This window comes from Pseudomonas sp. ZT5P21, from assembly GCF_054897785.1.
Genome location: NZ_CM142705.1, coordinates 4,058,195 through 4,071,145, shown reverse-complemented (window position 1 = coordinate 4,071,145; position 12,951 = coordinate 4,058,195). Strand labels below are relative to the sequence as shown.

The 12,951-nt window shown below is 55.5% G+C and carries 11 protein-coding genes; 10 read left to right on the top strand and 1 reads right to left on the bottom strand.

The window, feature by feature from the left end; genetic code table 11:
• Positions 1 to 30 precede the first annotated feature (30 nt).
• The 10 genes from ACYZT9_RS18870 (at position 31) to fabF (ending at position 12,244) form a co-directional block, all read left to right on the top strand.
• Positions 31 to 1,170, top strand: coding sequence for a glycosyltransferase (locus ACYZT9_RS18870; protein ID WP_462006881.1), 1,140 nt, complete (start codon positions 31 to 33; stop codon positions 1,168 to 1,170).
• Positions 1,171 to 1,414: 244 nt separating this feature from the next.
• Positions 1,415 to 3,184 (top strand): hypothetical protein, encoded by a 1,770-nt coding sequence (locus ACYZT9_RS18865; protein ID WP_462006880.1) that lies wholly within the window; start codon positions 1,415 to 1,417, stop codon positions 3,182 to 3,184.
• A 17-nt stretch (positions 3,185 to 3,201) separates the two neighbouring features.
• The gene (locus ACYZT9_RS18860; protein ID WP_462006879.1) at positions 3,202 to 4,416 is read left to right on the top strand and encodes a glycosyltransferase family 4 protein; all 1,215 of its coding nucleotides are present in this window, start codon (positions 3,202 to 3,204) and stop codon (positions 4,414 to 4,416) included.
• Between the two features lie 11 nt (positions 4,417 to 4,427).
• Positions 4,428 to 5,021 carry a sugar transferase gene (locus ACYZT9_RS18855; RefSeq protein WP_462006878.1) on the top strand — a complete coding sequence of 198 codons (594 nt, stop codon included), beginning with the start codon at positions 4,428 to 4,430 and terminating at the stop codon, positions 5,019 to 5,021.
• Positions 5,018 to 5,653 (top strand): acetyltransferase, encoded by a 636-nt coding sequence (locus tag ACYZT9_RS18850; protein WP_462006877.1) that lies wholly within the window; start codon positions 5,018 to 5,020, stop codon positions 5,651 to 5,653. The genes ACYZT9_RS18855 and ACYZT9_RS18850 overlap by 4 nt, the downstream gene beginning before the upstream one ends.
• A gap of 140 nt (positions 5,654 to 5,793) precedes the next feature.
• A complete protein-coding gene (locus ACYZT9_RS18845; protein WP_462006876.1) occupies positions 5,794 to 6,969 on the top strand; it encodes a DegT/DnrJ/EryC1/StrS family aminotransferase in 1,176 nt (391 codons plus the stop codon).
• A 177-nt stretch (positions 6,970 to 7,146) separates the two neighbouring features.
• The gene (locus tag ACYZT9_RS18840; RefSeq protein WP_462010256.1) at positions 7,147 to 9,141 is read left to right on the top strand and encodes a polysaccharide biosynthesis protein; all 1,995 of its coding nucleotides are present in this window, start codon (positions 7,147 to 7,149) and stop codon (positions 9,139 to 9,141) included.
• A gap of 470 nt (positions 9,142 to 9,611) precedes the next feature.
• Positions 9,612 to 9,947: a ComEA family DNA-binding protein gene (locus ACYZT9_RS18835; RefSeq protein WP_462006875.1), complete on the top strand. Its 336-nt coding sequence runs from the start codon at positions 9,612 to 9,614 to the stop codon at positions 9,945 to 9,947.
• 195 nt (positions 9,948 to 10,142) lie between these two features.
• A complete protein-coding gene (locus ACYZT9_RS18830; protein WP_462006874.1) occupies positions 10,143 to 10,937 on the top strand; it encodes an SDR family NAD(P)-dependent oxidoreductase in 795 nt (264 codons plus the stop codon).
• Positions 10,938 to 10,969: 32 nt separating this feature from the next.
• Complete coding sequence (gene fabF, locus ACYZT9_RS18825; protein ID WP_462006873.1) at positions 10,970 to 12,244, top strand: beta-ketoacyl-ACP synthase II; 1,275 nt, start codon at positions 10,970 to 10,972, stop codon at positions 12,242 to 12,244.
• On the opposite strand, the gene ACYZT9_RS18820 is transcribed toward fabF, so the two are convergent.
• Positions 12,241 to 12,798 carry a TetR/AcrR family transcriptional regulator gene (locus ACYZT9_RS18820; RefSeq protein WP_462010255.1) on the bottom strand — a complete coding sequence of 186 codons (558 nt, stop codon included), beginning with the start codon at positions 12,796 to 12,798 and terminating at the stop codon, positions 12,241 to 12,243. The genes fabF and ACYZT9_RS18820 overlap by 4 nt on opposite strands.
• Positions 12,799 to 12,951: the final 153 nt, after the last annotated feature.

Here is a 12,951-nt window from a genome sequence, read left to right as displayed (position 1 = left end):
TCAGCTGAACGCAGATGAATATTTAATAGCATGAAGAAAATTTTGCATTTGACTCATACCGACATTGAGTTCGACTCCCGGATTCTCAAGGAAATGGGCGCATTGGCCCGCGCTGGCTACGCAGTCAGTGGCATCGGTGTCGTACTTGACGAAGGGGCGCAGAAGTCAGCGGTTCCGTTCGAGGCAGATATCGAGGCCTTGACCCTGCGTTCACGCAAGCTTAACTTCTTGCCAAGGACCCTGAGGCATGTCGCGACGCTGTTCGAGCTGGTCGTGAAAATGCTGCCACGTGCCATTCGCCAGCGTCCCGACGTGATCCATTGCCACGACACGTTGGCACTGCCGTTGGGTGTCATCGTAAAACTCTTCACCGGCGCCAAGCTCGTCTATGACGCGCATGAGCTTGAGTCCAACCGCAACGGTCTCACCAAGCTCCAGGGGACCCTCACCCTGCGCGCCGAAAAGCTGCTGTGGCGCTTCGTCGATGCACTGATCGTGGTCAGCCCTTCGATCGAGAACTGGTACCGGGAGACGATTGGACCGAAACGTTCCGCGGTCATTCTCAATTCGCCGTTGTTCTCCGAGGCAGTTTCCCAGGAGGACGATTACCTTCGAAAGAAATTCTCGATCCCCGCGCACAGCAAGGTGTTCATCTACGTGGGTATCCTGGGGCATGGGCGTGGCATCGACCTGCTCTGCGAGGCCTTCAAGGACCCGGAAGTAGCGTCGCACATCGTCTTCCTGGGGTATGGTGAGTTGAGTGTTGAACTCAAGCGCCTGGCCGCCGAGCATCCGAACATGCATGTGCACGACGCGGTGGCGCATTCGCAGGTCGTGCCGATCGTGCAGTCTGCCGATTTCGGCTTGTGCCTGGTCCAGGATGTCTCGTTGAGCGACTACTACTGCTTGCCGAACAAGCTCTTCGAATACTGTTTCGCGGGTGTACCGGTGCTGGCTTCGGATTTCCCCGATATTCGCGCGGTGCTGTCGGAGTATGGGATAGGCGAGTGCTGTAAGCTTGCGTTGGACGAAATCCGACAGGCCATTCTCGCGCTTGAACGCTCGGAAAAAACCTATACATTTGCCGATCTGGCTCCGCTGAGCTGGCAAGCGCAGGAGCAAAAATTGCTAGACCTGTACGAACAGTGTCTGCCAACAGGAAAACGCTGACATCCTGGGTTGGCATACCATGGGTGTGGGGCACTGCGCTCCGCTCTGTGCTGTTGTTGGACGGGTTTAACTCCCCCCGGTGCAATGTGCTCGGCGGCGCACCGTTGACTTCGACCGGCCGTGTATTCCAACCAGGCACTCACCCACCGCTTTGCCGTGGGAAAATCAATTAATTTACGGGCTGTGTTTTATGTGTGGAATTTTTGGGTTTATTGCGGGGAACAAGGTCAATAAAGAGAGCCTGATGACGTTGGCTTTGCATGCCAGGCAGCGTGGCCGTGATTCCAGTGGTCTTATTTATGCTGATCAGGCTGGCTATCAGGTCAAGCGGGCTGACTACGACATCAAGAAACTGATCTCGAAGGTCAAGCCGTTTGAGTCTCCGTTTGTGCTGGGCCACAGCCGCTTGATTACCAATGGTCTCTCCGACAATCAACCCGTTGTTCGGGGTGGGATTTGCGTTATTCACAACGGCATTATTGTTAATGATGCGGAAGTCTGGAAACAGATCAAACCTCAGCGCACGCTTGAAATCGACAGCGAAGTGATTGTCGCTATTACCGAGCAGTACCTCGAAGAAAATGGCGATAGCCTGGACGGTCTGGCAGACAAGATACTTTCCCTCTGTGTGGGCGTAATCGCGTGTGCGATCGTTGTTCCTCGACTGGGTAAAGCGCTGCTGTTCTCGAACAATGGCAGTCTTTATCTGGGCACGGCCAAAGAAGGGGTTTGTTTCTCGTCGGAAAAGTTCCCTCTGTCGCAGATCGGGTGTTCGGGCATTCAGCAGATCAAAAAGGCGGGTGTCGTTCTGGACTTGCCCATTGCATCGAAGATCACGGTGACTGATGACAATCAGCGCGTGCATGACCTGATTCCGCCCTTCAAATTTATTACAGCGGAAGAAAATCTCCTCGAATTCCCTCAGCCCAATTTGCGTCGTTGCACTCGGTGCATTCTTCCCGAGACAATGCCGTTTATCGACTTTGATTCGCAAGGTGTGTGTAACTATTGCCACACCTACACTCCGCGTAATGTGCCCAAACCCAAGGAAGAGCTGTTCAATCTTGTGGAGTCCTACCGCCGGGCGGGGGCAACGGATTGCATCGTGCCGTTTTCGGGCGGGCGAGACAGCTGCTATGGTCTGCACCTGATTGTTAAAGAATTGAAGATGAATGCGGTGACCTACACCTATGACTGGGGAATGGTGACCGACCTCGGACGACGGAACATCAGTCGTATGAGTGCTGAGCTGGGTGTGGAAAATATCATCGTCGCCGACGATATTGCCAAAAAGCGCAGAAATATCGCAGTCAACCTCCGAGCGTGGCTCAAGGCTCCTCATCTTGGGATGATCAGCATTCTGACGTCGGGCGACAAACACTTCTTCCGCCACATCGAGACAATCAAGCAGCAGACCGGCGTGGGCTTGAACCTGTGGGGGGTCAACCCACTGGAAGTCACCCACTTCAAGGCTGGCTTCCTCGGTGTTCCACCTGCCTTCGAAGAAAAGCGCGTCTACATGCACGGCTGGCAAAAGCAGCTGGAATATCAAAGCCTGCGTTTCAAAGCCATGCTGAAGAGCCCGGGTTACTTCAACAGTTCGCTGTGGGATACCTTGTCCGGCGAGTACTACCGCAGCTTCACCGAGAAGAAAGACTATTACCACATCTTCGATTACTGGCGTTGGGACGAAAAAACCATCGACGACACGCTGATCAATGACTACGGCTGGGAAACCGCCATTGATACCCCCACCACCTGGCGTATCGGTGACGGTACGGCCGGCCTGTACAACTACATCTACTACCTCGTGGCAGGTTTCTCCGAGCACGATACCTTCCGTAGTAATCAGGTGCGCGAAGGGGAAATGACCCGGGAGCGTGCGCTGGAACTGGTGCGAGAAGAAAACCGACCGCGTTACCAGAATATTCGCTGGTACCTCGATACGTTGGGCATGGACTTCACCGAGGTGATCAAAACTGTCAACTCGATCCCCCGACTGTATAAAGATTGAATGGGCGCGTTGAGTCAATGAACAAGACGATTTGGTACGTGACCAAGTACTTTTCGCCCAAGACAGCAACCAGCCCCGGTGGACGCGGCTGGTTCCTGGTGGATGAGATGAAGCGTGCGGGGCATCCGGTGGTGGTGATCACATCGGACTCCAACAATCTCGTGGATCTGCCTGTTTTAAAGGACCGGGTCACGGTCGTGGATACCGGTGGGGTGAAAATCGTTTGGCTGAAAACGATGAAGTACTCTGTGGCCAAGTCGTTGCGAAGAATCATGAGCTGGTTCCACTTCGAGTGGAATCTGCTGCGGCTCGACAAAAAATCCCTCGAACGCCCGGATGTGATCATTGTCTCCAGCCTGTCTTTGTTGACCATCCTCAACGGGCTACTGTTGCGCTCCCGATATAAATGTCGCCTGGTGTTCGAGGTGCGTGATATCTGGCCGCTGACGATCGTCGAGGAGGGTGGCTTCGACAAAAGCAATATCTTCGTCAAGGGGTTGTCCTGGCTGGAGCGCCTGGCTTACAAAAAGTCTGATGCGATCGTAGGCACCATGCCTAACCTCGCGGAACATGTCAGGAATGAAACCGGTATGGACCGTCCGGTATTCTGCATCCCGATGGGGGTTAGCGAGGACCATCTTACCGATGAGGCAGCGCTTCCCGGCGATTATGTCGAGCGCTACTTGTCGAGTGATAAATTCAAGGTTGTTCACGCCGGCACCATTGGTATCACCAACGCCCTGGATGTTTTCTTCGACGCCGCGCAGGCCATGCGTGATGATGCGGACGTCGAGTTCGTGATCGTGGGTGACGGGGCCCTCAAGCAGAGTTATCAGGAAAAATACAGTCATCTTCCCAATCTGGTATTTGCGCCAAAAGTGTCTCGCAACCAGGTGCAGGCTGTTCTGGCTCAGGGCAGTGTTCTGTACTTTTCCGTGCATGACTCGAAAGTTTGGGATTATGGCCAGTCTCTGAACAAAGTCATTGACTACATGTTGGCAGCCAAACCCGTTGTCGCGTCCTACAGTGGCTATCCCTCGATGATCAACGAGTCTGACTGCGGGGTGTTTGTGCCTGCGGCGAATGTCGACGCCGTGGTGACAGCAATACGGGACCTTAAATCAATGAGCGCTGGAGAGCGTTCCTTGGTCGGCGAGCGAGGTCGCCAATGGTTGCTGGAGAACAGGCGTTATTCGAAGCTTGCCCAAGATTACTTGTCGATACTGTTTTAAGGTGATGGAAATTGAAACGGATCGTTGATTTTGTGCTTGCGCTTATAGGCTTGATTGCGCTGGCTCCTGTCATCATCGTTGTTGCTTGGGCAATCAGGAAGAAACTGGGCTCTCCGGTCATTTTTTCCCAGGTACGCCCGGGTTTGAATGCCAAGCCGTTCAGGATGGTCAAGTTTCGCACCATGCGAGATGCATTCGATGCCAATGGTCAGCCGTTACCGGATACCGAGCGAATGACCCCGTTTGGCAGCTTCCTACGCTCCAGTAGCCTGGATGAATTGCCGGAGCTATGGAATGTGCTCAAGGGTGATATGAGCCTTGTTGGCCCGCGCCCACTGCTCATGGAGTACTTGCCACTCTACAATGCCGAGCAGTACCGTCGACATGAAGTCAGGCCGGGTATTAGCGGCTGGGCGCAAGTTAACGGGCGTAACGCCCTGAGCTGGGATGAAAAATTCAAACTGGACGTCTGGTATGTCGATAACCGTTCGATCTGGCTGGATTTCAAGGTGATTTTCCTAACCCTGAAAAAGGTGGTGGTTCGCGACGGTATCAATGCCGAAGGCGAGGCGACCATGTCGAAGTTCACGGGTAACCCGTCGTGAAGCGGTTGGCGATTCTAGGGGCCAGCGGACACGGCAAGGTTGTAGCCGATACCGCTGAGTGCTGTGGCTGGCAGACTATCGAATTTTTCGACGATGCCTGGCCAGAGCGTCAGCATAATGGCCCTTGGGCGGTGGTCGGCGATACCGCTGCACTGCGTGAGCGTCTTGAGGAGTTTGACGGCATTGTCGTCGCGATTGGCAACAACGCTATTCGCTACAGCAAGTTGCTGGAGCTCGAGGCCGCTGGTGCTTGCATTTGCAGCCTGGTACACCCTGCGGCAACTGTCAGCCGTTATGCCGTGCTCGAAAAGGGTACCGTGGTGTTCGCCCAGGCGGTGATCAACGCTGATGTGCGTATTGGTCTGGGCAGTATTCTGAATACCGGCTGCAGTGTCGACCATGACTGTGTCTTGGGTGCTGCGGTACATATAAGCCCTGGCGCACGACTGGCCGGCGGTGTCAGTGTTGGCGATTTAAGCTGGGTGGGTATCGGTGCCAGTGTCCGGCAAATGGTGCGAATCGGTGCAAAGGTGGTTGTCGGCGCAGGTGCGGCAGTGACCACCGATGTGGCTGATGCACTGACTGTCGTCGGTGTGCCTGCTCGCGCTTTGGTCAACAAACAAGCAACTTAGGCCCGAACTTTCGCATCAGGCAAAATTGCACTCGACAGTCCATTTCCCGGGCCTCACCATGTCATTTCAGTTTACTGCGGTTGGTGGTCTTTCTCGTTAGCCACCAATGCTTCTTTATCCTTTGTGAAGAGCCTTTATTTGTGTTGAATACTCCTTTCTCCCCTTGGCCTTCCTTTACTGAGGAAGAGGCCGATGCCGTGCGTAGCGTCATTCTTTCCAACAAGGTCAATTACTGGACGGGGCAAGAGTGTCGAGAATTTGAAAAGGAGTTTGCGGCCTGGATTGGTACTGAGCATGCCGTTGCGCTTACTAATGGCACCGTGGCGTTGGATCTTGCGCTCAAGGCCTTGGGTGTCGGTGCCGGTGACGAAGTGGTGGTGACCCCCCGAACTTTTCTCGCCTCTGTCTCATCAATTGTCAATGCCGGTGCTGTGCCGGTATTTGCTGAGGTTGATCGCGATTCGCAGAACATTACCGCCAACTCCATTCGTGCAGTATTAAGCCCCCGCACAAGAGCGGTGATTTGCGTGCACCTCGCAGGTTGGCCGTGTGATATGGACCCAATCATGGAACTGGCCGATGAGCATGGCCTCAAGGTTATCGAGGATTGCGCGCAGGCCCATGGTGCCAAGTACAAAGATCGCATGGTCGGTTCCATCGGTCACGTGGGCGCCTGGTCTTTCTGCCAGGATAAGATCATGACGACGGGTGGCGAGGGCGGTATGGTCACCACCAACGATAGAGAACTGTGGTTGCGGATGTGGTCGTTCAAGGATCATGGCAAAAGCTGGGAGGCCGTCTACGAACGGCAGCATGCCCCCGGTTTCCGTTGGTTGCACGAAAGCTTTGGCACCAACTGGCGGATGTTGGAGGCACAAGCGGTCATCGGTCGTATCCAGTTGCGGCGGATGGCAAGCTGGCAAACCAGCCGTTTGGTCAATGCCGAATGCATCTGGGCCGCAGCTGGCGAGTCACCGGCGCTGCGTGTCCCCGCTGTACCGCAAGACATTTTGCACGCCGCCTACAAGGCCTATGTGTTTGTCGAGCCTGCGTCCTTGAAAGAAGGGTGGAGCCGGGATCGCATTCTCAAGGAAATTCTCGACCGTGGTGTGCCGGCGTTCTCAGGTTCCTGTTCCGAGGTGTATCTGGAAAAAGCATTCGACGGTACCGATTGGCGTCCGGCGGAACCTTTGCCTGTTGCCAAGGAACTGGGTGAGACCAGCATGATGTTCCTGGTGCACCCGACCCTCACTGAGCAAGAGATTGCCAAGACTTGCACGGTACTGCGAGAGGTCATGGTACAAGCCGTTGCCTAGGCTGTTCGACCTGTGATGGCCCTGTCATGGCACTGCGCCATTGTTACTGTAGCAGCCCTCTTGGCGCTGCTACAGTAACAGGCAATGTCATCGGCAGCCTCTGATACAAGCAAACACTGTATCTACTTTATACAGACCTCACATCCGCGGGAAGCGGAGGCGGGACCAATACTGATGATGGATGAATTGAGAGCAGGCCTTCTGGCTCTGCCACGTCGTTACAAACGTGCACTGCAGGTCGTAGTCGATTTGCTGTTGGTGTGGTTGGCGCTTTGGATGTCGTTCATAGTGCGTTTGGGGTTCGACTACCCGGTTAGTCCGATATTCGACCATTCGTGGTTGTTCTTCGCCGCACCGGTGATCGCTATACCGATCTTTGTTCGTTTCGGCATGTATCGGGCGGTCATGCGCTATTTTGGTAACGATGCCCTTATGGCCATCTTTAAAGCGGTTGGCCTGTCGTCGTTGTTGTTGGCGCTCGTGGTCTACTGGTACAGCAATCATGCCACCTTGGTACCCCGTTCGATCATCTTCAACTACTGGTGGCTGAGCCTGGTAATGCTGGGCGGGTTGCGCCTGATGATGCGCCATTACTTCATGCAGGATTGGTTCTCTGCAGTGCAGCACGTGCCTTTTGCCAATCCTGACAATGGCTTGCCGCGTGTCGCCATTTATGGGGCCGGTGCCGCCGGCAATCAGCTGTTAGCGGCGTTGCGTATGGGCCGCACGATGCGTCCGGTGGCCTTTATCGATGACGATCCAGATATCGCCGGTCGCATGATTTCCGGTCTGCACGTCTACAAATCACAAAGTATTCAGCGAATGATCGATGAGTCGGGAGCCCAGGAAGTACTGATGGCGATTCCGTCTTCGACCCGAGCACGTCGACGCGAGATCCTAAGCTACCTGGAAGGTTTTCCGGTGCACGTGCGCAGCGTGCCGGGCCTAATGGACCTGGCAAGTGGACGGGTCAAGGTCGATGATATCCAAGAAGTCGATATCGCTGACTTGCTCGGTCGAGACGCAGTGCCACCGCAGGCAGGATTGCTCGAGCGTTGTGTGACGGGCAAGGTGGTCATGGTGACTGGTGCGGGTGGCTCCATCGGCTCCGAGCTCTGCCGGCAGATCATGAGCCTCAGGCCGACCACGCTGTTGCTGTTCGAGCACAGCGAGTTCAATCTCTACAGCATCCTCAGCGAACTCGAGCAACGTGGTCAGAGAGGGGCGTTGAACGTAGTGCTATTACCGATCTTGGGTTCGGTTCGTGACCCTGGCAAGCTTTTGCATGTAATGAAGACCTGGCGGGTAGACACTGTTTATCACGCTGCTGCCTACAAGCATGTGCCAATGGTCGAGCACAACATTGCAGAGGGTGTGCTTAACAACGTCATTGGCACCCTCAATTCAGCACAGGCGGCGCTGCAGGCCGGCGTAGCCAACTTTGTGCTGATTTCCACTGACAAGGCGGTGCGGCCTACCAACGTCATGGGCAGCAGCAAGCGTTTGGCCGAGATGATCCTGCAGGCGCTGAGCAGGGAAAGTTCACTTGTGCCGCTGTATGGTACCCAAAATATCTCGCACATAAATTCGACCCGTTTCACCATGGTCCGGTTTGGCAACGTACTTGGCTCGTCCGGCTCTGTCATTCCACTGTTCCGCCAGCAAATAAAGGCTGGCGGCCCGTTGACGGTGACGCATCCGAAGATTACCCGTTACTTCATGACCATCCCCGAGGCTGCGCAACTGGTGATTCAAGCCGGTTCCATGGGGCAGGGTGGTGACGTGTTCGTACTGGACATGGGCGAACCGATAAAAATTGTCGAGTTGGCAGAAAAGATGGTCCACCTGTCGGGCTTGAGCATTCGCACGGAACGTAACCCGCTCGGCGACATCGCTATTGAATTCACCGGTCTGCGTCCAGGCGAAAAACTCTATGAGGAGCTGCTCATCGGCGACAATGTCGAGGCCACCCAACACCCAATGATCATGAGCGCAAACGAGGACTGCCTGGCTTGGGAAATACTCAAGGAGCGGCTTGTTCTGTTACTGGCCGCCGTATCGACTGACGACTATGCCCGCGTGCGGCTACTTCTGAGGGAGACCGTAAGCGGGTACTCCCCGGACGGAGAGATCGTTGACTGGATTTATCAAAAACGGCGATTGGAGCCCTAAGGCAAGATAGGCGGGTTTAGCATGGATGTCCTGTATCCGCCCCATGAGCCCCACATTCACCGCCAGCCGTTCAATGCTGACTCCCGATTTCTTTCCGGAGCCAGCCTCCACGATACGGCCCGATGCCAAAGTCGAAAAAGCCGTAAGCTACTTCTCGCTAGATTATTTTACGTATTCCTTGGCCTGAATTTCTCGTTTGTGTGCTGCGAATATTTGTAACAGATTTATAAAACCATGCTCGCTGATCTACTAGTTTCTGGAGAACTGGCACTGCAAACACATCTCACAAAAATCCTCAGCCGACTTAGTCTCTGAAAGATTAGCATCTGTTTATCGACTGGTGATGGGATCGCTTCGTTTGTTTCACATCCCGTAACGACCCCATTTTTGACAACCTCCACTCATCGCCTAAATTTGAAAAGCAGCTTCGGAAAAGCTGCTTTCCCAATCGATGTCATGGAGCGTCATTAATGCGTACTGGCTACTTCTACTCTCTGGTTTTTGCCCTGCTCACCAGCTGCTCTGTTGCAACTATTGCTGCACCGACGGCCAAGTCCGGGGCTGATAACGCACCTCTGGTCATGGAGATGTCACCTAAAGTTCATTCTGACAAAGTCGATCTGAATCAGGCCGACGCCCTTACGCTACAACGGGAGCTGGCTGGCATAGGGGAGTCTAAGGCCAAGGCAATTGTTGCGTATCGGGAGAGTAATGGGCCATTCGCCTCGGTAGACGAACTGCTCGAAGTGAAAGGCATCGGCAAAGCCATTCTGGACAAGAACCGCGAAAAGCTCGAGGTGAACTAAGCTTGTAAGTCAGCCCTATGAGGCCGGTCATTGACCGGCCTTTTTGCTTTCTGGCCACTGCAATAAGTCGGGGCCTTCCGTCGGCGAAATAAAAATTACGGGTATCATATTGCTATTAGATTATGCCTATAATTATTCTGACTCCCTGTGCGTTCCGGCGTTCGTCTTCCCTCAAATTTCTCCAGGAGCACTGCCATGAACTCCATCCAAACCCAAGGCACAGCCCTCGTCACCGGCGCCTCCTCCGGCATCGGCGCCATCTACGCGGACCGCTTGGCGAAGCGCGGTTTTGATTTGTTGTTGGTCGCTCGTGATCAGGAGCGGCTGGACGCCGCGGCAACCAAGCTGCGCGCGGACCACGGCATCCAAGTCGAAGTGCTCAAGGCAGACCTGACGCAGAAAGACGATGTACTGAAGCTCGAACAGCGCCTACGCAGCGACTCCAGCATCAGCCTGCTGCTGAATAACGCAGGTGTCGCGGCGGATGGCTTACTGGCCAATTCGGACATGGATCAGCTGGAAAAGCTGATTCAGCTCAACGTCACCACCGTCACACGTCTCGCATCGGCGGCAGCCGCCAGTTTTGCCAAAGCGGGCCGGGGTACGATCATCAATATTGGCTCAGTGGTGGCATTGTTTCCTGAACGCTTCAACGCCACTTACAGCGCCAGCAAGGCGTATGTGTTAAGCCTGACTCAGTCGTTGAACGCCGAGCTCGATGGCACCGGCGTCAAAGTGCAAGCCGTGCTGCCTGGAGTTACACGCACTGAAATTTGGGAACGCGCAGGTATGGATCTCAACCAGATTCCTGCCGACATGGCCATGGACGCAGGTGAAATGGTCGACGCAGCCTTGTCAGGCCTGGACCAGGGCGAGCTGGTCACCATTCCTTCATTGCCGGATGCCTCTGAATGGAATGCGTTTGTCGCGGCGCGTCATGTAATGGCGCCTAACCTTTCCAAAAGCAAAGCGGCTGCGCGTTACAAATAAAGCCCAAGCAGTCGCCATGAGGATATTGCGGTATGAATGATCGTCGAGTGGTTGTAACGGGCATGGGTCTGGTGTCGCCGCTGGGTACTGGTGTCGAAGCAGTCTGGGCGCGTCTGTTGTCTGGACGTTCCGGGTTGCGCAATTTGCCGGACGATGTGGTGGCCGATCTGCCGGCCAAGGTCGGCGGTGCAGTGCCGACGCCGGCCGATGATGCCGAGGCGGGTTTCGATCCGGACCTCGCGACGCCACCGAAAGAGCAGAAGAAGATGGACCGCTTCATTTTGTTCGCCATGGAAGCGGCGCGTCAGGCGCTCGAACAAGCTGGTTGGCAAGCGCAAACCGCTGATACTCAGGAGCGCACAGCAACCATCATCGGTTCGGGCGTTGGTGGTTTCGGCGCGATTGCCGATGCGGTGCGCACTACGGACAGTCGTGGTCCGCGGCGTTTGTCGCCATTCACCATTCCTTCTTTTCTGGTCAATCTGGCCGCCGGCCATGTGTCGATCCAGCATGGATTCAAGGGTCCCTTGGGTGCTCCGGTAACGGCCTGTGCGGCCGGGGTGCAAGCGATTGGCGATGCGGCGCGGCTGATTCGCTGCGGTGAAGCAGACATTGCGGTGTGCGGCGGCGCGGAAGCGGCGATCGACCGCGTGAGTCTCGCTGGGTTCGCCGCTGCTCGCGCCTTGTCCAGCGGTTTCAACGAGACCCCGGAACGTGCTTCGCGGCCGTTTGACCGTGATCGCGATGGCTTTGTGATGGGCGAGGGCTCAGGTCTTTTGGTGATCGAATCCCTGGAACATGCCCTGGCTCGTGGCGCGCAACCGCTGGCAGAACTGGTCGGTTATGGCACCAGCGCCGACGCTTATCACCTGACGGCGGGGCCCGAGGATGGCAGCGGTGCGCGACGGGCGATGTCACTGGCGTTGGCTCAGGCAGGGATTTCGCCTGCACAGGTGCAGCATCTCAATGCTCACGCCACGTCGACGCCGGTCGGGGATTTGGGAGAACTGGCGGCGATCAAGTCGCTGTTCGGCACGGATAGCAAGATCGCAGTGACCTCGACCAAGTCGGCTACCGGGCATTTGCTCGGCGCAGCGGGCGGGATCGAGGCGATCTTCACTCTATTGGCGATTCGCGATCAGGTCGTGCCGGCCACCCTCAATTTCGATAACCCGGACCCGGCCACGCAAGGTGTGGATATCGTTCACGGCAAGGCGCGGCCGATGGCTATCGAGTACGCGCTGTCCAATGGCTTCGGCTTTGGCGGGGTCAACGCCAGCGTATTGTTCAAACGCTGGCAGGGTTAATCCCGGGGTTGTTTGAGAAGTTCGCGTGTGACGTCGAGAATCCGTTGGGCCAGTTCGGGGCTCTCGACACTGCGAGACAGCAGCAACGCCCCGACCAGCGCGGACATGATGAAGACGCTCTGGTCGGCGGCGTCCTCGCCTTCTAGGGTGCCTTGTATTTGTTCGAGTCTCGCATTGAGCACCACATCCGAGGTCGGACTTGGCTGTCCACGCAAGCCGAGTTCCGATGACATGGTCGGCAGCGGACACCCTTGATCGGGTGAAGTCTGGTGCCATTCGGACAAATAGGTGTCGATGAACGCCTCAAGCGGGTGCTCCTGGGCGAACAGCTCGGCGCAAACGACGTCGCATTGGTCGCCAGCAGCCTGCAGGGCTTTTTCTACCAGTTCATCCTTGGATGTGAAATGCGAGTAGAAACCACCGTGAGTCAAGCCCAGCGCTTTCATCAGAGGTTGCAGGCCAGTCGCGCCAATACCGTCACGGCGAAATCGCGCTGAGGCTTCCTTGATGATGCGTTGATGGGTCTGGGCTTTATGGTCCTGCGAGTAACGCATCATGAATCTCCGCAACGATGCGCCATCTTAACCAATGAAAATGGGATGGTGATTGTACTTCTACTTCTAAAAAGCATGCAGATACGTCTAACTCCGTCATGGCGCATTGAATGAGCTCGCACGGATAGTGATTACTCACTCGCTGAAAACTGT

Excerpts from the sequence above, each read along its gene's own strand:
- ACYZT9_RS18870 (WP_462006881.1), top strand. The coding sequence starts at position 31 with ATGAAGAAAATTTTGCATTTGACTCATACCGACATTGAGTTCGACTCC.
- ACYZT9_RS18865 (WP_462006880.1), top strand. The coding sequence starts at position 1,415 with ATGACGTTGGCTTTGCATGCCAGGCAGCGTGGCCGTGATTCCAGTGGT.
- ACYZT9_RS18860 (WP_462006879.1), top strand. The coding sequence starts at position 3,202 with ATGAACAAGACGATTTGGTACGTGACCAAGTACTTTTCGCCCAAGACA.
- ACYZT9_RS18840 (WP_462010256.1), top strand. The coding sequence starts at position 7,147 with ATGGATGAATTGAGAGCAGGCCTTCTGGCTCTGCCACGTCGTTACAAA.
- ACYZT9_RS18835 (WP_462006875.1), top strand. The coding sequence starts at position 9,612 with ATGCGTACTGGCTACTTCTACTCTCTGGTTTTTGCCCTGCTCACCAGC.
- ACYZT9_RS18830 (WP_462006874.1), top strand. The coding sequence starts at position 10,143 with ATGAACTCCATCCAAACCCAAGGCACAGCCCTCGTCACCGGCGCCTCC.
- fabF (WP_462006873.1), top strand. The coding sequence starts at position 10,970 with ATGAATGATCGTCGAGTGGTTGTAACGGGCATGGGTCTGGTGTCGCCG.
- ACYZT9_RS18820 (WP_462010255.1), bottom strand. The coding sequence starts at position 12,798 with ATGCGTTACTCGCAGGACCATAAAGCCCAGACCCATCAACGCATCATC.